This is a genomic window from Neobacillus sp. MER 74, assembly GCF_023714155.1.
This window is the reverse complement of record NZ_JAMAUV010000002.1, coordinates 41,392-64,458: the sequence shown is the minus strand read 5'-3', so window position 1 is coordinate 64,458 and position 23,067 is coordinate 41,392. Positions and strand designations below refer to the sequence as shown.

25 protein-coding genes are annotated in these 23,067 nt (G+C 38.5%); 24 read left to right on the top strand and 1 reads right to left on the bottom strand.

Annotation, left to right across the window (positions count from 1 at the left end):
* Positions 1 to 62 precede the first annotated feature (62 nt).
* The 14 genes from M3610_RS04540 to M3610_RS04475 all read left to right on the top strand — a co-directional run bounded on the left by M3610_RS04540 (position 63) and on the right by M3610_RS04475 (position 14,521).
* On the top strand, positions 63 to 1,751 hold the full coding sequence (locus M3610_RS04540; protein WP_251456868.1) for a formate--tetrahydrofolate ligase: 1,689 nt from the start codon (positions 63 to 65) through the stop codon (positions 1,749 to 1,751).
* 18 nt (positions 1,752 to 1,769) lie between these two features.
* Positions 1,770 to 2,294 (top strand): hypothetical protein, encoded by a 525-nt coding sequence (locus M3610_RS04535; RefSeq protein WP_251456866.1) that lies wholly within the window; start codon positions 1,770 to 1,772, stop codon positions 2,292 to 2,294.
* Positions 2,295 to 2,423: 129 nt separating this feature from the next.
* Positions 2,424 to 3,272, top strand: coding sequence for a DegV family protein (locus tag M3610_RS04530; protein ID WP_251456864.1), 849 nt, complete (start codon positions 2,424 to 2,426; stop codon positions 3,270 to 3,272).
* Between the two features lie 292 nt (positions 3,273 to 3,564).
* On the top strand, positions 3,565 to 4,212 hold the full coding sequence (locus M3610_RS04525) for an HD domain-containing protein (RefSeq protein WP_251456862.1): 648 nt from the start codon (positions 3,565 to 3,567) through the stop codon (positions 4,210 to 4,212).
* Positions 4,209 to 6,098: an ABC-F family ATP-binding cassette domain-containing protein gene (locus tag M3610_RS04520; RefSeq protein WP_251456860.1), complete on the top strand. Its 1,890-nt coding sequence runs from the start codon at positions 4,209 to 4,211 to the stop codon at positions 6,096 to 6,098. Before M3610_RS04525 ends, M3610_RS04520 begins: the two co-directional genes overlap by 4 nt.
* Positions 6,099 to 6,108: 10 nt before the next feature.
* Positions 6,109 to 7,242 (top strand): conserved virulence factor C family protein, encoded by a 1,134-nt coding sequence (locus M3610_RS04515; protein ID WP_251457599.1) that lies wholly within the window; start codon positions 6,109 to 6,111, stop codon positions 7,240 to 7,242.
* A gap of 63 nt (positions 7,243 to 7,305) precedes the next feature.
* Complete coding sequence (locus tag M3610_RS04510) at positions 7,306 to 7,740, top strand: BrxA/BrxB family bacilliredoxin (RefSeq protein ID WP_098571941.1); 435 nt, start codon at positions 7,306 to 7,308, stop codon at positions 7,738 to 7,740.
* Positions 7,741 to 7,890: 150 nt separating this feature from the next.
* Positions 7,891 to 8,484: a YpjP family protein gene (locus M3610_RS04505; protein ID WP_251456859.1), complete on the top strand. Its 594-nt coding sequence runs from the start codon at positions 7,891 to 7,893 to the stop codon at positions 8,482 to 8,484.
* Positions 8,485 to 8,584: 100 nt separating this feature from the next.
* Positions 8,585 to 9,166, top strand: coding sequence for a TerD family protein (locus M3610_RS04500; protein ID WP_251456858.1), 582 nt, complete (start codon positions 8,585 to 8,587; stop codon positions 9,164 to 9,166).
* Between the two features lie 80 nt (positions 9,167 to 9,246).
* Positions 9,247 to 10,032, top strand: a complete 786-nt coding sequence (locus tag M3610_RS04495; RefSeq protein ID WP_251456857.1) for a TerC family protein — start codon at positions 9,247 to 9,249, stop codon at positions 10,030 to 10,032.
* 75 nt (positions 10,033 to 10,107) lie between these two features.
* Positions 10,108 to 11,295, top strand: coding sequence for an HpcH/HpaI aldolase/citrate lyase family protein (locus tag M3610_RS04490; protein WP_251456856.1), 1,188 nt, complete (start codon positions 10,108 to 10,110; stop codon positions 11,293 to 11,295).
* Complete coding sequence (locus M3610_RS04485; RefSeq protein ID WP_251456855.1) at positions 11,246 to 12,622, top strand: phosphoribosyltransferase family protein; 1,377 nt, start codon at positions 11,246 to 11,248, stop codon at positions 12,620 to 12,622. Before M3610_RS04490 ends, M3610_RS04485 begins: the two co-directional genes overlap by 50 nt.
* A complete protein-coding gene (locus M3610_RS04480; RefSeq protein ID WP_251456854.1) occupies positions 12,603 to 13,724 on the top strand; it encodes a cysteine protease StiP family protein in 1,122 nt (373 codons plus the stop codon). Before M3610_RS04485 ends, M3610_RS04480 begins: the two co-directional genes overlap by 20 nt.
* On the top strand, positions 13,721 to 14,521 hold the full coding sequence (locus tag M3610_RS04475; protein ID WP_251456852.1) for a hypothetical protein: 801 nt from the start codon (positions 13,721 to 13,723) through the stop codon (positions 14,519 to 14,521). The genes M3610_RS04480 and M3610_RS04475 overlap by 4 nt, the downstream gene beginning before the upstream one ends.
* Here the strand turns inward: M3610_RS04475 and M3610_RS04470 are convergent.
* The gene (locus tag M3610_RS04470; RefSeq protein ID WP_098571948.1) at positions 14,511 to 14,762 is read right to left on the bottom strand and encodes a hypothetical protein; all 252 of its coding nucleotides are present in this window, start codon (positions 14,760 to 14,762) and stop codon (positions 14,511 to 14,513) included. The genes M3610_RS04475 and M3610_RS04470 overlap by 11 nt on opposite strands.
* Before the next feature lie 218 nt (positions 14,763 to 14,980).
* On the opposite strand from M3610_RS04470, the gene M3610_RS04465 reads away from it, so the two are divergent.
* The 10 genes from M3610_RS04465 to M3610_RS04420 all read left to right on the top strand — a co-directional run bounded on the left by M3610_RS04465 (position 14,981) and on the right by M3610_RS04420 (position 23,018).
* Positions 14,981 to 16,618 carry a YceG family protein gene (locus tag M3610_RS04465; RefSeq protein ID WP_251456850.1) on the top strand — a complete coding sequence of 546 codons (1,638 nt, stop codon included), beginning with the start codon at positions 14,981 to 14,983 and terminating at the stop codon, positions 16,616 to 16,618.
* Positions 16,619 to 16,621: 3 nt separating this feature from the next.
* Complete coding sequence (locus tag M3610_RS04460; protein WP_251456848.1) at positions 16,622 to 17,725, top strand: toxic anion resistance protein; 1,104 nt, start codon at positions 16,622 to 16,624, stop codon at positions 17,723 to 17,725.
* Positions 17,726 to 17,754: 29 nt separating this feature from the next.
* A complete protein-coding gene (locus M3610_RS04455; RefSeq protein WP_251456846.1) occupies positions 17,755 to 18,366 on the top strand; it encodes a TerD family protein in 612 nt (203 codons plus the stop codon).
* Between the two features lie 34 nt (positions 18,367 to 18,400).
* Complete coding sequence (locus M3610_RS04450) at positions 18,401 to 18,979, top strand: TerD family protein (protein WP_251456844.1); 579 nt, start codon at positions 18,401 to 18,403, stop codon at positions 18,977 to 18,979.
* 130 nt (positions 18,980 to 19,109) lie between these two features.
* On the top strand, positions 19,110 to 19,817 hold the full coding sequence (locus M3610_RS04445; RefSeq protein WP_251456842.1) for an anthrax toxin lethal factor-related metalloendopeptidase: 708 nt from the start codon (positions 19,110 to 19,112) through the stop codon (positions 19,815 to 19,817).
* Between the two features lie 54 nt (positions 19,818 to 19,871).
* Positions 19,872 to 20,666, top strand: coding sequence for a thymidylate synthase (locus M3610_RS04440; protein ID WP_251456840.1), 795 nt, complete (start codon positions 19,872 to 19,874; stop codon positions 20,664 to 20,666).
* A complete protein-coding gene (locus M3610_RS04435) occupies positions 20,663 to 21,157 on the top strand; it encodes a dihydrofolate reductase (protein WP_251456838.1) in 495 nt (164 codons plus the stop codon). The genes M3610_RS04440 and M3610_RS04435 overlap by 4 nt, the downstream gene beginning before the upstream one ends.
* Before the next feature lie 208 nt (positions 21,158 to 21,365).
* Entirely contained in the window at positions 21,366 to 21,560 is a 195-nt protein-coding gene (locus M3610_RS04430; protein ID WP_098571956.1) for a twin-arginine translocase TatA/TatE family subunit, read from the top strand.
* 159 nt (positions 21,561 to 21,719) lie between these two features.
* Complete coding sequence (gene tatC / locus M3610_RS04425) at positions 21,720 to 22,460, top strand: twin-arginine translocase subunit TatC (RefSeq protein ID WP_251456836.1); 741 nt, start codon at positions 21,720 to 21,722, stop codon at positions 22,458 to 22,460.
* 306 nt (positions 22,461 to 22,766) lie between these two features.
* Entirely contained in the window at positions 22,767 to 23,018 is a 252-nt protein-coding gene (locus M3610_RS04420; protein WP_098571958.1) for a DUF2535 family protein, read from the top strand.
* Positions 23,019 to 23,067: the final 49 nt, after the last annotated feature.

The following is a 23,067-nucleotide window of genomic DNA, read 5'->3' as shown; positions in this document are numbered from 1 at the left end:
AAGCGCTTTTTTGATACAATGAAACCGTAGGTCAATTCTAATGCTGAATGCGGGGGATAAAGGTGGTATTAAATACAATAGTGAAATCAGACATTGAAATTGCACAAGACTCAAAGATGAGACCGATTGTTGAAATTGCCGAAAAAATTGGTCTAGAAGCGGATGATTTAGAGCTCTTTGGTAAATATAAGGCCAAAATTTCTAACGAAGCTCTTGCTAAACTGAGTACAAAGGAAAGTGGGAAAATCATCCTTGTCACTTCTATTAATCCAACACCGGCTGGCGAAGGAAAGTCGACCGTGACGGTTGGGCTAGCCGATGCTTTTAATAAGATTGGTAAAAAAACAATGATTGCCATAAGAGAGCCTTCCCTAGGTCCTACAATGGGTATTAAAGGCGGTGCGACTGGTGGTGGGTACTCACAAGTACTGCCAATGGAAGATATCAATTTACACTTTACTGGAGATCTTCATGCGATAACGACTGCAAACAATGCCCTCGCAGCATTAATCGACAATCATCTCCAACAAGGTAACGAACTTAACATTGATCAACGTAGAATTGTCTGGAAACGGGCGGTTGATTTAAATGACAGAGCCTTAAGAAAAGTAATCATCGGACTTGGCGGTCCTCTTCAAGGAGTGCCGCGGGAAGATGGTTTTGATATTACGGTCGCATCAGAAATTATGGCGGTTCTATGTTTAGCTGCAGACTTAAAAGATTTAAAGTTACGGTTATCACGGATGGTGGTTGCTTATAATTTTGATAAGAATCCGGTGACTGTTGGAGACCTAGGGGTTGAAGGTGCATTAACATTATTGTTGAAAGATGCGGTTAAACCCAACCTTGTACAAACAATTGAACACACGCCAGCACTAATTCATGGCGGTCCATTTGCTAATATCGCCCATGGATGTAACAGTGTAATTGCTACAACCACAGCAGCGAAATTAGCGGATTATGTTATTACAGAAGCAGGGTTTGGTGCTGATTTAGGCGCAGAGAAATTTTTACATATAAAATCGAGAAGTGCGGGTATTAAACCGGAAGCTGTTGTTATTGTTGCAACGATTCGTGCCTTGAAAATGCATGGTGGTGTAGCGAAGAGCGAGTTAGCAAATGAAAATATTCCATCATTAACGCTGGGCTTTGCGAACCTAAAGAAACACATTGAGACCATTCAGAGCTTTGGATTACCAGTTGTTGTGGCCGCTAACAAATTCATCACGGATACCAAGCAGGAGGTAGAAACATTACTTGAGTGGTGTAAAAGGGAAAATGTTCCTGTTGCCTTAACTGAAGTGTGGGAAAAAGGTGGAGCAGGCGGGATTGATTTAGCTAATACGCTTTTAGCTGTCATGGACAAGGAAAAAAATAATTTTAAACCGCTATATGACTTATCTGATCCGATCGAGAAAAAAGTTCGAACGATTGTTCAAAAAGTTTATGGCGGAAGCGATGTTGAATTTTCATCAAAAGCAAAAAAACAGTTAATTGATTTTGAAAAGTTTGGCTGGTCCCATTTGGCCGTTTGTATGGCGAAATCTCAGTATTCTTTATCTGATGATCCATCAAAGTTAGGCAGGCCATCGGATTTCAGTGTGACAGTCAGGGAATTTAAACCTTCAATTGGGGCCGGATTTATTGTTGCCTTAACAGGAGATGTCATGACGATGCCAGGTTTGCCAAAAAAACCTGCAGCTTTAAATATGGATGTCGATGAAAACGGGAATGCAATCGGGTTATTTTAAGAGGAGAGTCGAAAGTTTATGTTTGATCCAACCGCATTTGATAATATGAAAGTAGTGATTGAAGGGGCTCTTTATGATCTGGATATTAGTGGAGAAATCGTTATTACCGATCGAAACGATTCCATTAATATGGCTAAAATGTCGCGAAGATTTGACATGACATTTCGATTACCCGAAAAAAAGGTAAAAGCAACAATTGAACTGAAATCAGGTCTTGTTAATTTAGCAGCAGAGCTTTTACCATCTATACAATCAGAGGAGCAGGCAGGATGTATGTTAAGTCTGAAATTTATTGCAGCCAAAGAGAATGAATTGGACATTGACTATACCGCAATAAAAGCTCTTTTAACGGATATTTGGGGACCGACCAGAATAATAAATCAAAGTGTTCTTTATGACCCGTTAAGTATTGACCCAGCTCATTCTCTTATAATAACGATTGAATTTGACAGACTGATTCATGAAGACCAAATTGAGGACTTAGTCGAAATGACGGAGTTTATTATCACAACGCTAAAGAGACTAAACGAGGAAATTAGTTGAAAATCCAAAACCAGCTTTTTATATTGGAAGCTGGTTTTGTTATTGTTCCTATAATATTTACAATATTCTAATTTTTATGTACGATTAATTTACATACTAATTTAAAATGATTAAAAAGGGGAGATGACGTTGGTCAAAACGGCATGGGTTACAGATAGCACTGCCTATTTAGACGATGAATTAAGAAATCATCCGGATTTATATACAATACCTTTAACAATTTTACTTGATGGAGAGGAATATTCAGATGGGATTGACTTAACATCTGCCCAATTATTTGATCGCTTAAAGCAGCTTAAAAATCCTCCAAAAACATCACAGCCTTCTATTGGGGCATTTCAGGCACTATACGAAAAATTGTCAGCGGATTATGATCAAGTGGTGGCCGTACTTTTATCTGGAAAGTTAAGTGGTACGGTATCTTCAAGTGAGCAGGCAGCAAAATTGGTAGATATTCCGGTTACCACGTTAGATTCTAACATTCTTACTTATCCGATGACGGCCTTGCTTAAAAAGGGAATAGCCTTACTAGAAGCTGGTGCTAGTCTTGAATCGGTACTCAATCAACTTGAAACAATTAAGAAAACAAACGAGACATATGTGCTTGTAGGCAGTTTAGAACAACTCCACCGAAGTGGCAGAATGTCAGGCTTGAAATTCTTTCTTGGCAGTATGCTTAATGTTAAACCAATCATATCCATCGTAGACGGAGCACTAAATGTAAAAGAAAAAGCAAGAAGCGAGAAAAAGGCGAAAGAGAAAATATTGGATTATTTACGATCATCCTACGAGCAGCATCACTTTAAAGAAGTATATATTTTATATGGATTACATGAGGAACAGGCTTCCAATTGGGAAAATGAAATCAAAAGGGAATTCCCTGAATTAGAGATAGTACATTGCCCCTTAGGAGCGGTAATCGGTGTACATGCAGGTGAAAATACGCTGGGGATTAGCTGGCACAATGGGTTGAAATAACTTTTTCTTGAACGGAGCATACTAATTTTGCATTTAATTTTAAATGAGAGGAAGATGCACAATTAGTAAGCAGGGTAGACAAAATGCGAATCAAACAAGAGAGCAAATTGAAAAACAAGACAAACGAAATGATATTGAACTCGGCAGTGAATTTCAGATTGGTAATACCAAATCGCAAAGTCAGAAAAAAAGTGGACGTCAAGCAAATAAAAAATAATCCCGATTCTTCGGGGTTATTTTTTATTGGTTTTTCATGATAAAATAGCAAGGGTGAAAGTGGGTGTTCGAGAAAATGCAAAACCAAATGATAGAACAAACAGAAAATTATGTCCGCAATGAATTAGGGGAAGATGCTACTGGCCATGATTGGTTTCATGTGGACCGTGTTCGAAGAAATGCCCTACATATTTGCAAGGAAGAAACGGCAGGAAATCCGTTCATTATTGAAATGGCGGCCCTCCTCCATGACATATCAGATGAAAAGCTTAATGAAAGCTGTGAAAAAGGGGAAGAAAAACTGGAATCCTTTTTGCAAACCTTACCGCTGACAGATAATGATAAAAGACATATAAAACAAATTATCGCAACGATTTCCTTTAAGGGTGGACAAACGACAACACTGTCCACGGTTGAAGCAAAAATTGTTCAGGATGCTGACCGTTTAGATGCGATTGGAGCCATTGGGATTGCTAGGGTGTTTGCCTACGGCGGCAAAAAAGGGCAATCCATCTATGACCCGAGCATTTCAGTAAGAAATGAAATGACGGTAGAAGAGTATCGAAAAGGGAAATCAACAAGTGTTCATCATTTTTACGAAAAACTGCTTAAATTGAAAGACTTACTAAATACAGATACGGCACGAAAAATGGCAGAAAGTCGTCAACAAATGATGGTCACATTTTTAGGACAATTTTACCAAGAATGGGATGGACAAGGATGAAAATGCTCACAGTTGAAAATGTTTCAAAAACATATGGGGAAAAACAACTCTTTAATTCTATTTCCTTTACAATTGGGGAAAAAGAACGCGTCGGTTTAATCGGGGTCAATGGGACCGGTAAATCATCACTTTTAAAAATTATTGCGGGACTAGATACACCGGACGAAGGCAAACTCATCACGAGCAAAGATTATTCAATCACATTTTTAAACCAGCAACCGGAATTAGATGGGGATAAAACCGTCCTTGAACAAGTCTTTGCTGGGGAAGCACCCATCTTAAAACTGATGCGCTCCTATGAAAAAACTTTATTGGACCTTTCCGCTTCACCAAATGACACAAAAGTGCAAGAAGACCTTTTTCGTTTGCAAAAGCAGATGGATGCACTAAATGCCTGGGATGCGAGCACGAATGCCAAATCAATATTAATGAAATTAGGAATAGAAGATTTTACAAAAAGAATTGGTGAGATGTCCGGTGGTCAGAAGAAGCGTGTCGCATTAGCACAAGTTTTGATTGCTGAACCAGATTTACTTATTTTAGATGAACCAACCAACCATCTAGATTTTGATTCAGTGAAGTGGCTGGAAGAGTACTTAAGCAGATATAGCGGGTCGATTTTGCTTGTCACACATGACCGTTACTTTCTGGACCGAGTGGCCAATCGAATGTTTGAATTAGATGGCGGGCAAATATATAGTTATAAAGGCAATTATGCGGCCTTTCTTGAGGCAAAAGCGATTCGTGAAGAGAATGAAGCTGCGACTTTTGAAAAAAGAAAAAATCTTTTCAGAAGAGAACTTGAGTGGATCAGGCGCGGTGCAAAAGCAAGAACAACAAAACAAAAGGCCAGAATTCAACGATTCGAAGAGCTCGATGATAAGGTTTCAAGTGGAAAGCCAACCGCTGAGAAACTTGATATCACTTTAAATGGCAGCCGATTAGGCAAACAGGTTTTCGAATTGAAGGATGCATCCAAGCGATTTGGACCAAAAACGATCTTACATCACTTTGATTTGCTTGTGAAGCCTGGGGATCGAATAGGTATTATCGGGAAAAATGGGACAGGTAAATCAACACTGTTAAATGTTCTTGCCAAACAAATCCCGCTTGATGAAGGGGAATTCATCATGGGGCAGACCGTGAAAATTGCTTATTATACCCAGGAAAGCGAAGACATGGATGAAAATAAGCGGATGATTGAATACATTAAGGAGACCGCCGAAGTGGTAAACACATCGGATGGGAAAACAATCTCAGCGGCCCAAATGCTCGAACGCTTTTTGTTTCCGCCATTTACGCACGGAACACCAATCCGCAAGTTATCGGGTGGAGAAAAACGACGTTTGTACTTATTGAAAATACTAATGACAGCACCAAATGTGCTTCTATTGGACGAACCTACAAATGATCTTGATACACAGACACTGACCGTTCTCGAAGATTATTTAGAGGATTTTCCAGGAGTGGTGATTACAGTTTCCCACGACCGCTATTTCTTAGATAAGGTAGCTGAGCAGCTTCTCGTTTTACAAGGAGAAGGGACAATTGAATCCTTCTATGGAAATTATACAGAGTATCTTGAAAAGGAAGCGGCATTAGAGGCACAAAAAACAGTCACTGTTACCGCTAAGCCAACAAAAACAATCGAAAAAGAAAAAAAGAAAAGAATGACCTATTCAGAGAAAAAAGAATGGGAATCCATTGATGAAGACATCGAGACAACCGAAGCCCGCTTGGAAGAAATAGCTTCTGAAATGGCAAAGACAGGCAGTGATTTTACCAAGGCACAAGATTTAATGAAGCAAGAAACTGAATTGAACGAGAAACTCGAGCATTTAATTGAGCGCTGGTCATACTTGGCCGAACTTGCGGAAAAGGAATGAGGTGGTCGTGTTGAGAATTAAGGCGATTGAACCAACGCCAAGTCCAAATACAATGAAAATCATACTAGATGAAGAACTTCCCATGGGGAAAAGCCATAATTATAAAAAAGAAACTGCTGCCGATGCACCAGCTAGGATTCAAGCCATCCTTCAAATTGATGGTATAAAAGGTGTTTATCATGTAGCAGATTTCCTTGCCATTGAACGAAATGCGAAATATGATTGGAAGGAATTATTGCCGCAAGTACGCCAAGCATTTGGAGAAAAAGCTGAGGAAATTAAACGAACCAATCAGATCAACGAACATTTTGGTGAGATCAAAGTTGAAATCCAACTGTTTAAAGATATACCCATCCAAGTAAAGCTGACGGACGGCACAACTGAAAAGCGGTTTGGCATGCCGGAATACTTTTTAAACGCTAGAGAACGGGCACAGCTGCCTGATGACCATTATCTTTTACTTAGAAAGTGGCAAAATCAAGGCGTCCGCTATGGAGATTTTGATCAGATCGGCCAGGAAGTGGTGGACGAACTTATTGCCGCCTATCCTGAGGTACGGCTTGAAGAATTGGTTGCAAAAGCTCAATCCACGGATCCTAAGCCGGAACAAAAATATAGTAAAAAACGCAAAAAAGTATCGGTAGAAGAGTTAAATCATCCGGATTGGCAAATTCGCTATCAGGTTCTGGAACAAATGGATGACCCTGAATTAGAGGATTTACCTGTCCTTGAAAAAGCATTATCCGACGAAAAGGCTTCGATCCGAAGGTTAGCAACCGTTTACCTCGGTATGATCAAGGAAAAGAAAGTACTGCCGTTACTATATAAGGCACTGAAAGATAAAACGGTGACTGTTCGCAGGACGGCAGGTGATTGTCTATCAGATTTAGGCTTTTCGGAAGCCACAGACGAAATGATGCAGGCATTACAGGATAGAAGCAAGCTTGTCCGCTGGCGGGCAGCTATGTTTTTATATGAAGCAGGCGATGCAAAAGCACTTCCAGCATTAAAAGCTGCCGAAAATGATTCGGAGTTTGAAGTCAGTTTGCAAATAAAAATGGCAATCGAAAGAATAGAAGGCGGCTCAGAAGCAAAGGGTTCTGTTTGGAAGCAGATGACGGAAGCCAGGAAGAGCGTTGAATAAAATTGCAAATAAGCAGTAGATTAGGTATTCTAAAGTGGATGAACCGAAACGGAGTGATTAAAATTGTCAAATGCATATGAAGAATATATGAAACAAATGGTTTTACCAATGCGTGAAGAATTAACAAGAGCTGGTTTTGAAGAGCTCTCAACAGCACAAGAGGTAGAACAATTTATGGAAAATGTGAGTGGTACAACCCTTGTAGTCGTAAATTCCGTATGCGGTTGTGCGGCTGGGTTGGCTCGTCCTGCGGCAACTCAAGCTGTCCTAAATAGCGAGAAAAAACCGAATCATATCGTAACCGTGTTTGCTGGACAGGATAAAGAAGCAACCGCAAAAATGCGTGAGTATTTTGAAGGAATTGAACCATCATCTCCTTCAATGGCATTATTAAAAGATAAACAAGTTGTTCATTTTATTCCAAGACATGATATTGAAGGAATGCCGATGGAATCAGTAATGCATAATTTACTTGGGGCATTCGAAGCCCATTGTTAATTATTAATTAGGATGTCAGCCGACATCCTCTTTTTTTTGTGTGTTGAAGACGGAAATTTTTCCAATTATATGAAAAAAGCAGTATAATATTTTTATAGTAACTAATTTGAAATAATAATAGAAAATTGATAAAGAATAAGGTGATTAATAATGAATAATTGGGTCCGTAAAACGTTATTTGTACTAGTATCCGTTTTAACATTTGGACTTGTTACACCAACACAATTAATGGACCATATAAAAGCAGGTAATTTCATCGATCTTGATGCGTTTGAATCGCCGTCAGCAGAAAATGCATATGGACAACTGAACAATTTTGAGGAAGAATCCGAGTTTAATAGAGACAAATTTATAGAAGATCTAATGAAACAAGCAGAAATCCAGTCTTATCAGAAATTTGGTACCAAAATAAAACCTGTCATCGAAAATGAATTCAAAGAAATTATTTTACCGAATATCGAAAGTGCGCTTGAGGAAATGGCCATTCAATTTCCTGAAGAAGATTTAAAAAATCTCACTATTACAGAACAACCCGGAGCAGGCCAATCGGAGAAAATATTTAATATTAAAAATCAAGGTACTGGTAAAGATGTCCTTCGTTTCCATGTGAGACGGGATAATCCGCCACAAGAAGGCTATTGGTTTAATTTTCATTATCACACCTATCACGATGATTTTCAGAACCACCATGAATTGGGCGCCATTTATTGGGCTAAAAATACACCACCCAAATGGATGAGTTAAGTGATTTGCTAATAAGCACAAAAAAAATTTATTATAATAATTGAAACCTTTTTATGACAAACTCGTAAATAGACTATTACTTAAATTGGAGGAATGAAAAATGGCAGTAAGTTTATCAAAAGGTCAAAAAGTTGATTTAACAAAAACCAATCCAGGATTAACAAATGTGGTCGTTGGACTAGGTTGGGACACGAACAAATATGATGGCGGCAATGATTTTGACCTAGATTCTTCCGTTTTCTTATTGGGGGAAAATGGGAAAGTAACGAATGAAACTGACTTTATTTTCTATAATAATCCTCAAGGGGCAAATGGTGCTGTAGTACATACTGGTGATAATCGAACAGGCGCTGGCGATGGTGATGACGAGGGTGTAAAAGTAAATCTTACATCGATTCCTGCTAATATTCAACGCATTGCTTTTACTATTACAATTCATGATGCCGATAGCAGAAACCAAAACTTTGGACAGGTTTCAAATGCCTATGCCCGTATCTATAATGAAGCTAATGGGGAAGAATTGATTCGTTATGATTTAGGTGAGGACTTCTCGATTGAAACAGCCATTGTTGTCGGTGAATTATATCGCCACAATGGTGAATGGAAGTTCAGTGCCATCGGCAGCGGTTATCAAGGCGGATTAGCAGCACTTGCTACAGACTTCGGCTTACAAATTGGTTAATTATTAGTTGTGAAAAGATCCAGTTTCATACTGGGTCTTTTTACAAAAACTTTTTAACAACTTGGGAGGAATTATTCTAAATGTCAGTTATTAATCATATCTTGGACACATATGCACAATTTTTTGATTTAGATATGTGGGGTAAGATATTAGTAGATCCGGTCAGCTGGGGACTTATTGGAACACTTATTATTTTAGAAGGTTTGCTTTCTGCAGATAATGCTCTTGTTTTAGCCGTAATGGTGAAACACTTGGAGCCTCAAAAGCGGAAAAAAGCTTTGTTTTACGGTTTATTAGGAGCATATATATTCCGATTTATCGCAATTGGAATTGGAGTATACTTAATCAAGTTTTGGGTCATCAAAGCTCTTGGGGCAGCGTATCTTGCTTGGTTAGCGATTAAGTATTTCATCGATAAGCGAAAAGGCGATACTGGTCATGATGAAGAGGAAGCAGAAGGAATTAATCAAGGTGGCTTACTAATCCGTTTATTTGGTACTTTCTGGGGAACCGTAGCAGCTGTTGAATTAATGGATATTGCTTTCTCCGTCGATAGCGTTCTTGCTGCATTTGGGGTCAGCAACCAAGTTTGGATTCTGTTTGTAGGTGGTATCCTCGGTGTGTTAATGATGCGAGGTGTCGCTGGTGTATTCCTTACCTTAATTGACAGAATTCCAGAACTTGAAACCACTGCTTATATCTTAATCCTGATTATTTCTATTAAGATGGCATTAACTTTACCGTTATTTAACATTCATATTGAATCATTACATTTCTTTATCATTCTCGCTATAACATTTGGCGCTACCTTTATTGTTCACTTCATGAATAAAAAGAAAGAAGCCAGTAAACAAAACCAATCATAAACTATTGATTAAAAAGGGGAGCTGACGAGAGTCCGTCTCCTCTATTTTTTAGCTTTAAAAGAGGAGAAATTGGTTATGGAATTTTTTACATACTTTTACGAGGATGAAATTAAACGCTTCTTCTATCAAAAACCTCAGACATTTACTAAATATTCTAACCTCGAACTCCTATCCTATGGTTTGGGAGCTACTCTTTATATGCCAGCAACACGCCCTAATATTCATCAAGAAATATTATCTAAAAAGCATGAAGGATTAACTTCTCTTGTCATCGACTTGGAAGATGCCGTAGGGGATCACGAGGTAATGGATGCAGAGACAATGCTCATCCATGAATTGGTAATGTTACATGCAGAAATAAATAAGGGATTTCTAAGCTATAGGGATCTCCCACTAATGTTTATTAGAATTCGAAATCTCGAGCAGTTTAAAAGGGTAACCGCTCAATTAACTGATGCCATTCATCTTCTAACAGGGGTAGTGCTTCCAAAATTCAGCGCCGAAACAGGTGAAGAACTATTATTAGAGGTAAGTCGAATTCATACTAAGCAGCATCCATTTTATGCTATGCCGGTTTTGGAGACAGCTAAGGTCATCCAAAAAGAATCAAGAATGGAAGAATTAATAAGTATAAAAAACCTGCTTGATCGCTTCAAGGAAAATATTCTAAATGTCCGGATTGGGGCGACCGATTTTTGTGGATTATATGGAATACGCCGAAGTGCAGATACAACGGTGTATGATATTGCTGTTTTGAGAGATTGCATTTCTGACATAATCAATGTCTTTCAACGTTTTGACAGTCCTTACGTTGTTTCTGGTCCTGTCTGGGAGTATTTTTCTTCAAAAAAAAGAATGCTCAAGCCACAGTTAAGGCAAACCCCTTTTCGTGAAAGGTATGGCGATGAAGGGCTGAAATGGCGGGCGAAGTTAATTGATGATCATATGGATGGATTAATTCAGGAAATCCTCATGGATATCGCAAACGGGCTAACTGGAAAAACGATCATCCATCCTACACATATCAAAGTCGTTCAAGCCCTTAATGTGGTTTCCTACGAAGAATTCATTGATGCCAGCAATATCATTGCAGCAGCAACAGGGGAAATTGGTGTAATGAAAAGTAATTTTGAAAATAAAATGAATGAGATTAAACCTCACTATTATTGGGCTAAGAAAACCATCTTAAAATCAAAGTTATACGGGGTGCTGCATGAAGAATTCACAACCATCGACCTTATTAAAAAAGAAATATACGTATAATATTTTAGAATCGATTGAAACCGAGATAGAAGTGACTAAAAATCCGTATGAGTTATCCATCCAAGAGTTATTCACCATGGCGGCAAGGATAAATAAGAAGCGTTCGTTCCTTTTCGTAAGTAAGGTGCTTGGTAAACATATCCCGATAAATCCCCATAAAGGGCTGTTGACTGCTGCCCTCCTAGGTGCCAGATATTTAGAAATGGTTCAGGGAATTAAATATGTAGAAACGGAGAAACTATTAACCTCATTTAATAGAGAAGAATTATACAAGAGTAGTGCGTTTATTCCTACACATGTTAGTCCAGTAGTGATTGGCTTTGCTGAAACGGCCACAGCGCTGGGGCATGCTTTCTTTGATTGTTTTCAAAACGCCGAATATTTCCATACCACTCGGGAAGAAATCAAGCAGTTGAGACCGGAAATTACCTTTGAAGAAGAGCATTCTCATGCAACATCCCACCGCTGCTATATTCCGTTAGAGATGATTCAAAATGAACGAGAAATAATCCTTGTTGATGATGAAGTGACCACTGGTAAAACGGCCTTAAATATTATTAAATCCATTCATGATAAATTCCCGAGACGTGTTTATACGATCGTTTCCATTTTGGATTGGCGTTCAGAACAAGATCGAAAAAATTTTCAACAGTTTCAACAGGAACTTGGTATAAAAATTAATGTCGTAAGTTTGATAACGGGTACGGTACAGGTGAAGCAGATGCGAGAAATAGCAAACCACTCGCCAATCACCGAAAGGAAAGAGTATGCTATGGCAACCGTAGAATGGGTTGATATATCTTCTTTTTTTTCGAAAACAACATTATCCGTGGATAATCCAATGAATCAATCAGCATTTATTCACGAAACAGGTCGATTTGGTCTGAGTAGTTCAGAAAATAATAATCTTCACCATATAGCCTCTCTAGCTGCGGCGAAATTGAATCAAAAAAGATCGGGGAATAAGACTCTTTGCTTAGGAACGGGAGAGTTTATGTATCTTCCCATGAAACTCGCATCTCTCATGGGCAATGGGGTTTTTTATCAATCGACCACCCGCAGCCCTATCTTCATCGAAAACAAAGTGGGTTATGGGGCAAGGTTCGGTGAATCTTTTCCAAATCCGGAAGACCTATCGATTACACACTTTGTTTACAACATCCCACCAGGATTCTACGATGAACTATTTATCTTTATGGAAAGAAAAGTAGAATTAGAGAGTTTACAGCCGCTCCTGAAGGAACTGGAAAAATTACAAATAAAGATGATTAAGCTTGTCTATTTTTCTAATAATCGAGGGGAACAAGATGAAAAGCACAACCAATAAACCAGCAAGTATTGGAAGTTATAAAGTGGAGGACGTTCAATTTCTATTAAAGGATTTAAGTGAGATTTCCCTAGAGGATACCACAGAGAATCGTGAAATGAAGGTTCAATCAGGTGTTCACTACAGTGAATCGTTACCAATCGAGTACCAGCCGCCAAATGCCTATGTGGAATTATTCTGGTCCACTCTCAAGGAGTATAAGCAAAAAGTGGCCTTATGCATTGGGATTGTGTCCGAACGAATCTATCAATCGAAAGGTGATAAGACCGTGCTCGTGTCCCTTGCACGTGCAGGAACACCGGTTGGAATTTTGATAAAAAGATATATACACATGAACTACCATGTTTCAGTGCCACATTATAGTATATCTATCATTCGTGATAGAGGGATCGATGAAAATGCCTTAAAGTACATTTTAACTCAACATCCTAATGCTGAAATTCAGTTTGTTGATGGGTGGACGGGTAAGGGGGCCATTTCGAAAGAATTGACAAAAGCTTGTCACGAGTTCAAAAAAAAATATGGGGTCTCACTGGATGACACATTGGCAGTCATTGCCGACCCCGGCTACTGCACGACATTGTTTGGAACAAGGGAAGATTTTTTAATCCCAAGTGCTTGTCTTAACTCAACCGTATCTGGGTTGGTAAGCAGAACCGTTTTAAATGATCAATATATAAGCAAGGATGATTTCCATGGAGCGAAGTATTACCAGGAATTGATTTCCATCGATGTTTCCAATGAATATATTGATTTGATTAGTAGGGAATTTAAAAGCATTTCGGAGGAAGCGGCTGGAGTCGCTCGAAACATGGTTGACGAAAGAATAGAAACGGGATTCCTAGGGATGGAGGACGTCAAACGAATTCAAACTGAATTTGGAATTGAAAGCCCTCATTTTATTAAACCAGGTGTTGGAGAAACCACGCGCGTATTACTTCGCAGGGTTCCTTGGAAAATTCTGATGCGGGATCCTTCAAGTCCATTCGTCAAACATATTCTGATGCTCGCAGAAGAAAAGAAAGTAGAAGTCGTACCATATCCAAATTTAAAGTATTTATGCTGCGGCTTAATAAAATCGGTTAAGGTGAGTAACCCATGATTTTTGCATCTGACCTAGACCGTACTATAGTTTATTCGCAACGGGCGATCGAGGATCTGGGTAACGGTGATCCGGTCGTCCTTAAACCAGTTGAAAGAAAAGAGGATAACTGGGTTGCCTATATGACCGAATCATCCTATTCAGCATTGAAAGAGTTAGCCATAAATAGTTTATTTATTCCTGTTACCACAAGGACAACGGAACAATTTAACCGTTTTCACATTTTTAAAGATGACATTCCAATTAAGTATGCAATCACTTCAAATGGGGCTAATATCATTTATCAGGGTTTGTTGTTGAAAGATTGGTCAGCGCATATTATCGACCGTATGACGGAGGAATCAGTTCCTCAAAATGAACTGCTTGCTAAGCTAAAAAAGGAAGGATTCCAATTTGATGGGCAAATGAAGCAGGCGGAGAATTTATTTTTCTATTTCGTCTTAAACAGTCTTCCACCTGCTTCTGATCTCCAAGTAATTCATGAAGTGGCAGTTCTAAATGGTTGGAGAATATCCTTACAAGGGAGAAAACTCTACCTTATCCCTCGAGCAATTAACAAAGGGGACGCACTTGAATATATCTCAAAACGAGAAGGAATGAAAGTAATTGCTGGTGCGGGGGACTCCATACTAGATTGGGACTTTCTGAAAAACTGCCACTATCGTTTTGTCCCGGCCCACGGGGAACTGGCAAGGGTGTCAGGCACCAATGATTATACTCTGACAAAAAATAAGGGGATCGGTGCAGGGGAGGAGATTATCCTACAATTTCTACAACTGCTTCGTCTTACAGTTTAATTTTTTTCTCTTTTCGGGTAATAACGAAAAAATAAACACAGGAAAATAAACTATACGTTCCTAAGCAGAATAGGACTGACAAGGCTAATGATTGCAATATTGGAGATAGTAGAAACGTAAAGATGAAACTGAAAACAAATAAATCTAGATAAACAAAAACATCTGAAACCATTACATCCATAACGGTATCCAATTCCTCTTGTATCTGCTCCATCCGCGGCCGCTTATATAAAAAACGCATTTGAGTCACCTACTTTAGTGTGAGTACTCAATAGTATGTAAGGACAAGGAAAAAGGTGAAGAATTAGGGAAATACATGTTGTATGAAACATTTTTTAAGGAGTTTCGTATAAACAAATGAACCAATTAAATAACTGTGATATGATGTTATGGAAACCTTACATAATTTTCTAAACGCTTGAAAAAAAAGCTTTCGCTTCTAGAGGGAAGGGATTATGAATGAATCCATCATATAATCAGTTAAAGGCCCAACCTGTCGCCCTTTCATATGAAAATTGGCAGGCTTTGCTGAAGAAATCATTGCCAGAGCGGCCAAATTATTCATTAGAAAATGGCACTATTCACATTGGGCAAGTAATTGGGAAGTTCCTTGGAATACCTATCGACCAGGACCACTATTATAACGAGCTCTTTGATTATGTGAATAATCCGGAATGGGATTTGCATTTATTAAGTGAAGAATCACTGGATAAAACGATTAATAACCATCACTTTCAATCCATTCAAAAGGTCATCAATATCCATCGAGAACAAAAGCTGTCCATCAACCGATTTACCGCTTTTCTTGAAGGGGAACAGCTATTGTTGAAATCAAGGAACCCAGTTATACATCGGAAACTGCGCGAAGCGATGATTGCAACATTAGAGATGTTCGCTAAGAGTGAAAAAGACGGGTTAGTTAACCATGATTTAAGGCGGGTCCTGGTTGATCTTGTGAAATGGTCTATCAATCATTTAGAGCCAGTTTTGGAAAAGTGCGATCCACAAAAAGAAATGCCAAAATTTTTGTGGTATGGCGATTTTAAGAAAAGTCATCAATATTTTTTATATTATTTAATAAAGCTAGGCTGTGATCTGGTCATTTTCCACCCAGAAGGTAAGGATATCTTAGAAGGGATGATGAATGAGCCGATATTCTCTCATGGATACCCTAATCGGATCCCTGCAGAACCATTCCCTAAGGCAAAGCGCACGCGTAAAGCAACGGTTGCTTACCGAGCCTCTAAAGAAATTGAGACCATTTTAAACCAAGAGGGTTCTGGCCTTTACAAGCCATGGCAATTAAGGGATTACACACCATCTTCGATTACGTTAAAAACCACGTATGATGAACTTTTTATCCTTGGCAAAGAAATAGCTATGATTCGGCCTGATTTTGAGGTAGGGAACGGACAAGTTAAAATTCCTTCCATCTTTGCAAAGGTTCAGGGTGTGAGTAAGAATCGTAAAGAGTACTGGGACCGTTTGCAATCACTGAGTGAATTAGATCATAGTTTACTGATTCGACGCTTGCCGATCACGATGGAAAGCACAAGTGATTTTCGCTTTCATTATCGAAATGCTCACGGAAAGGATGGCTTTATTAATCCTGAAATCATGATGAAGTCACATTATTGGCCTTACTCGTTCCTATCAACCGGCTTACAAAAGGGAATTGCTAACGCGGTGAGAAGAATATGTGATAAACCAGGTTTAAAGCCCCTGCCAACGGAAACGATAGAAGACGTAAAAATGTATTTATTTACGCAGGCCTTGTTTATGCCTAAACCGATTATTCAGTTGATTGAGAAATTTGACTACTCTCAACATGTACCGAAGTTAATCATTTTCAATAATGAATTAGCCGGTATGCTGACAAGATCCGATGCAGCACTGCTTTTACTTTTAAATCAATTTGGGATCGATATCATCCTATATAATCCTCCAGGCCATAATGATATTGAAAATTTTCTTGACGAACGGTTATTTGATAAGCATTGGCTCGAAGATGTTGTTTTTGAAATGGAGTTTAAGGAACCGTCCATTTTCAAAAAAGGGCTTTTCCAAGGAATCTTAAAAAATTTAAGGGGAGATTAATAAGTGAATCTTACGCCTAATCCATCAAGCGGCTTAACGCCAGCAGGTGCAGATGACATCCTCACAGAAACAAAAGTCTCTGACATTAAACTTGCACTTCGGAAAGAACCAGAAATTCAAAATTTGGCCCGTACCATTGATGAACGTGACCAGATTCAAGTGCTAGAGTTTGGGAAGGAACCTGCTGTACAAATTTCCCGATTTTCTGACCAGATCCTAAATAATATGCGGACAACGAAAGTAGAGGACTCAGGGGAGCTACTTAAGCAACTGGGCCGAATCATGGATAAGTTTGATGCAAAGGACTTTCAAAAGACGTCAGGCGGACTTTTCGGAAAGCTCTTTAAAAAGGGTGAAAAGATGGTCGAAAAGCTGTTTGGCAAGTACCAAACCATGGGCTCAGAAATTGACAAGGTATACATAGAAATATCAAAATATCAGCATGAAATGGTTGATTCAACCAATATGCTCGAACAAATGTATGAGCAAAACTATCAATACTATTTGACCCTTGAAAAATATATTGTTGCGGGTGAAATAAAAGTAGAGGAATTAAAGAATAATCAACTTCCACAGCTTGAAGCCCGGACAGCTGCTGGTGATCAGATGGCTTCCATGCAATTGGACTCGCTCAAAAATGTGATTGAGTTATTGGAACAGCGCATCTATGATCTGGAAATGGCAAAAATGGTTGCTCTGCAAACTGCTCCTCAGATTCGTCTTTTACAAAGAGGAAATACGAAACTGATTGGGAAAATTAATTCGGCATTTGTCACGACCATTCCGATTTTTAAGAATGGGTTAATTCAAGCGATGGCAGCAAAAAGACAAAAGCTAGTGGCTGATTCGATGAGTGAATTAGACCGCAGGACAAACGAAATGCTTCTTAAGAATGCGCAGAACATTTCGCAGCAAAGTACCGATATTGCGAGATTAGCTGGTGGTCCAAGTATTAAAATTGAGACGATTGAAGAATCGTGGAACATTATCATAAAGGGTATGCAGGAAACCAAGGCTATTGAAGAAGAAAATAAACGAATGCGGGCTGAAGGCACCAAACGTTTAGAGCAGCTGCAAGATAACTTTAAAAAATTGAAACAATCATAATATAAAAATTTTTAATAGGAGTGATTAAATTGGCTATCAATTTACAAAAAGGTCAGCGTGTGGATTTAACAAAAAGCAATCCGGGATTATCTAAAATCATGGTCGGTTTAGGATGGGATCCAGTTCAAAGCGGCGGTGGCGGCGGCTTATTCGGAGGTTTGTTTGGCGGTGGCAGTGCAGCTAATGTGGACTGTGATGCCTCGGTTATTATGCTGGGCGCAAACGATAAGCTTCAAAACAACAAGGATGTCGTTTACTTCGGAAACTTGCGAAGCAATGATGGCAGCGTACAACACTCAGGAGATAATCTAACAGGAGATGGTGACGGCGATGACGAGCAGGTAATGATCGATTTAAGCCGTGTACCAGCCAATATTCAGAAACTTGTTTTCGTTGTAAATATTTACGACTGTGTTAAGAGAAAGCAGCATTTTGGAATGATTAAAAATGCTTTTATCAGGGTCGTAAATCCAGGAAATAATCAAGAGTTACTTCACTACAACCTAACAGACGATTACAGCGGTTTAACATGCCTTGTGACAGGAGAAATTTATCGTCACGGCAATGAATGGAAGTTTGCAGCAATCGGCAGTGGTACAAATGCAGCAAGCCTTAGTGAAGTCGTTCGTTCCTTTAGTTAAGTAAGGTAAAAAGTTCAAATTGAGGTGATTCCTTTTGGGTATTAACTTGTCAAAGGGGCAAAGAATTGATTTAACAAAAACAAACCCAGGCTTAACGAGAGTAGTTTGTGGTCTGGGCTGGGATACGAATCGTTATCATGGCGGAAATGACTTTGACTTGGATGCATCGGCGTTTTTAGCTGATGCGAATGGCAGAGTCGTTAACGATTCGGACTTTATTTTTTACAATCAACTCGTCCACCCTTCAGGTTCGGTTGAACATACAGGAGATAATCGTACGGGTGAAGGTGACGGCGATGATGAACAGATCAAGATTGACTTCAGTAAAGTTCCATCACATATACAGCGAATCGCCATTACAGTAACCATTCATGATGCGGATGCAAGATTTCAGAATTTCGGTCAAGTTTCTAACGCTTTTGTCCGTCTTGTTGATGAAGAAACGGAGAATGAGGTATTGCGCTTTGATCTTGGCGAGGACTTTTCCGTCGAAACAGCTGTGGTATTTTGTGAACTTTATCGTCATAATGGTGATTGGAAATTTAACGCAATTGGCAGTGGTTTTGCTGGTGGATTAGCAGCCCTTTGCCGAAATTATGGTTTAGAAGTGTAACTTGAAGAAGCTGCCGTTATGGCAGCTTCTTCCCTTTTTTTATCCAGTAATTCCATATAATTTTCTGAAACCGCATTCGTGTTCCCATGTTATAATTCAAGTAATCTATGAATGACAAGGGGATGATAGGGTGCGAAAAACTATCGTTTCAGTATTAATCGCTGGTTTGTTTCTATCATCAATCACTACTTCGCAGGCTTCTGGTGCCGGTGTTTTGCTTGGTGATTATTCTACGAATTCACTGCTCTACCAATCACTTAAAGTCAATCAATCATTATCACTCCTCGATCAAATTATTGTCTTACCTAAGCAAAGTTTTGATCAAAAAGAAGCAGCAGAAATAATTAACCGAATTGACTCGATTCCTGACTCTATATTAGAAAAAATAATTAATAACGGAATCAGCATGAAATTATTTACTGGAAAACTTACGGATAATCCAACGGCAAGTCACCTGAAAGGGAAAATTCCTAGGGGGTATACCAATAATGTAACTTGGGATGATGTCCCTGGAATTGGTGGTTCTAAAGTGGTATTAGTTAAAATCGGTGCGAGTGATAAAGGACAAGGCCACGGTTCGATAAATTTGGAATTACATGAACTGGCGCATTCCATCGATCACTATGTGTTCAATGAAATTAGTGGTTCGAAAGAATTTATGAATTTGTTGGAAAATGAACATGAACAATTATTTCCAGGAAACAGCTATTTTCAATATCCAGAGGAATATTTTGCAGAAACATTCGCAATGTACTTTTTAAATTCTGATTCAAAAGAACTATTACGAATGAAAGCACCGAAAACATTTCAATTTATGAAACAGCTATCGCTTCACTAATGAGTCTTTGATTGTTAAAATAGATAAATATGTGCGATAAGGGAGTTGTCCGGGATGGAGCAATATTTAGATTTATGTAAGCATGTCCTTGAAAATGGAAACGAAAAGGGCGACCGAACAGGTACGGGCACGATTAGCACCTTCGGTTACCAAATGAGATTTAATTTAGCGGAAGGCTTTCCGCTCATGACTACGAAAAAACTGCATTTAAAATCAATTATCTATGAACTACTTTGGTTTTTAAACGGAGATACCAACGTTGGATATTTACAGGAGAATGGCGTCCGTATTTGGAATGAGTGGGCCGATGAAAACGGTGAATTGGGTCCGGTCTATGGCCACCAATGGCGGTCATGGACAGGGGCTGACGGTAAAACTGTTGATCAAATTAGCGAACTCATCGAACAAATCAAAACAAATCCTAATTCCAGAAGACTGCTGGTAAATGCATGGAATGTGGCGGAAATTGACAACATGGCGCTGCCACCGTGCCACTGCATGTTCCAATTTTACGTGGCAGACGGTAAATTGTCCTGTCAGCTGTACCAAAGGTCAGCAGATGTCTTTCTTGGCGTTCCGTTTAACATTGCATCCTATGCGCTTCTAACAATGATGATTGCACAGGTATGTGACCTAGAACCAGGCGAATTTATCCATACATTCGGTGATGTTCATATTTATCAAAATCATCTCGAACAAGTAAAGTTACAAATGGGGAGAGAGCCTCGTGCTTTGCCTGTCCTGAAAATAAATCCGTCCGTTAAAGATATCTACTCTTTTGAGTATGAAGACTTTACACTTGAAGGCTATGACCCACATCCACATATTAAAGGAGTGGTTAGTGTATGATTTCCTTTATTGTCGCGATGGACGAAAATAGAGTGATTGGGAAAGATAATCAACTTCCTTGGCATTTACCCGAGGATTTAAAGTTCTTTAAGCGGGTTACAATGGGCCACCCAATTGCGATGGGAAGAAAAACGCATGAATCCATTGGCCGTGTTCTTCCTGGCAGAGAGAATATTGTAATCACCCGCCAGGCTGATTACCGCAGTAAAGATTGTAAGGTTTTTACCTCCGTTGAGGAGTTTGTTAAGTATTGCAAAAAGCAAAACGATGAAATCTTTGTGATTGGCGGAGCAGAAATATTCAAAGAGACATTCAGTGCTGCTGACCGGCTCTACATTACGCTTATTCATGATAAATTTGCAGGTGATACATTTTTTCCTGAGTTTGATTCAAGCGAATGGGAATTAGCTTCTCTTGAAAAAGGCCTAAGAGATGATAAAAATCCATATGATTATGAGTTTAGAATATATAATCGAAAGTCTAATGTGTAAATAACAAATAAATGATTGACTTCACTAGTTGTAATTGTTAAATTGTCAGTAGTAATTTATAATGTGATAAGAAATACTAAATATTACAATGATGTTTAGTTGATATTGTGAAATTACTATGAATTATTGATGATAACTTACCTAAATTGAATTTTAGGTAATATAATCATAGTAGCAATAATATAACAATTAAAGGGGCTGTACATCCATGTTTTCAAATATCGGAGTACCCGGATTGATTTTGATTTTAACACTTGCATTAATTATTTTCGGACCTAAGAAACTTCCAGAAATCGGACGTGCTTTCGGACAAACATTAAAGGAATTTAAAAAGTCTACTCGTGAACTCACAGATGATGTAATGAGCGACATTGATGAAGAAAAGAAAAACTTGACTAAATAAGGTGTGAGATTTCCGTCTTACGCCTTTTCTTCTTTATAAATATCCTTTTGACTAAGGAAGTTCATGGTACATTTCGTATATAATCATAACTGAAGTTGTTTTACCTAGAGTACAAGCACGTGCTCTTTTTTAATCTTTTGATAATGGCAGGGGAAGTACATGGATGATAGAGAATTAAATTTAGTGGATCATTTAGAAGAACTGCGCAAACGGATTATTATTTCTGCACTTGCCTTTGTAGGTTTTTTTATTGTCGGTTTTATTTATGTTGATGATATCTATAAATGGTTTGTTGGAAATGAAAAATTACTAGTTCTCGGCCCTAGTGATATTATGTGGATCTATTTTATGCTGGCAACCGTAATTGCCGTGGCAGGAACCATTCCTGTCCTCGCCTTACAAATTTGGCTGTTTGTCAGACCAGCATTGAAACCGAATGAAAGAAGAATAACCCTTTCCTATGTTCCAGCTTTATTTTTCTTATTTATTATTGGACTAGCCTTTGGATATTTTGTCATTTTCCCTATGGTGTTAGACTTTTTAGTGAACATAGGTAAAGATATGTTTGTCACAAACTTCACAGCCGAAAGATATTTTAGTTTTATCTTAAACATGACGCTGCCATTCGGGGTATTATTTGAACTTCCAGTTGTTGTTATGTTTTTAACTTCGCTGGGTATTATCAATCCGTTTGTTCTTTCAAAAATTCGTAAATATGCTTACTTCGTGCTTATTATTATCGCGATCGTCATCACGCCACCAGACTTTATGTCTGATTTTGTGGTAACCGTACCACTTTTATTGCTTTATGAAATCAGCATTAATCTATCAAAATTTGTTTACCGTAAACGGTTGAAAAAGCAGCAAGAAGAGGAAACAGAAGAAATGGTTGAAGCGTAAATAAGCTGGAATAGCAAAAAGTGAGCCCTCATTTCAATAGGAATGCGGGCAATTTTTTAGCATTTGTTCAGTTCTTTCATCCAGGACTGAAATTTAAAGTAGTTACGGTTTTCATGAAAGTCTTCTATTTTAACCAACCTTGATGAGAAAACCAGCCCATCATATTGACCTGTTTTGATTATTGGGTAATAACTAATGACTAGTAAATAATTCATAAATATTTCTCATTCCAAGCAGAATAAGACACATTTCGAACCACATTGGGTGTATAATATACACAAACGGGTGAAAAAGAGGATTGATATTTTGTTATTCAAGAGCCTAGAGTTCAAAAATGATATTGGACAGAAGGTTAAAATTATTGAAATTCCTGTATTGGAGGAAGATAGCGCTTATAAATTTATGATCCAAGTCCGTTTACAGACGTATGTTACGTCGCTCTATGAGGAAAAAAGCTTGAAAAAATGCTATTCCTTTAAAGATTATTTGAAAAAGATCATGAAATGGCCTGATTATGAACGCTTGTTTAAAATAGGAGAATTAAAGAATAACGCTTAATGCATTCAGAGCATCGCAGGGATTCCCCCAGCGGTGCTTTTTAATTTTA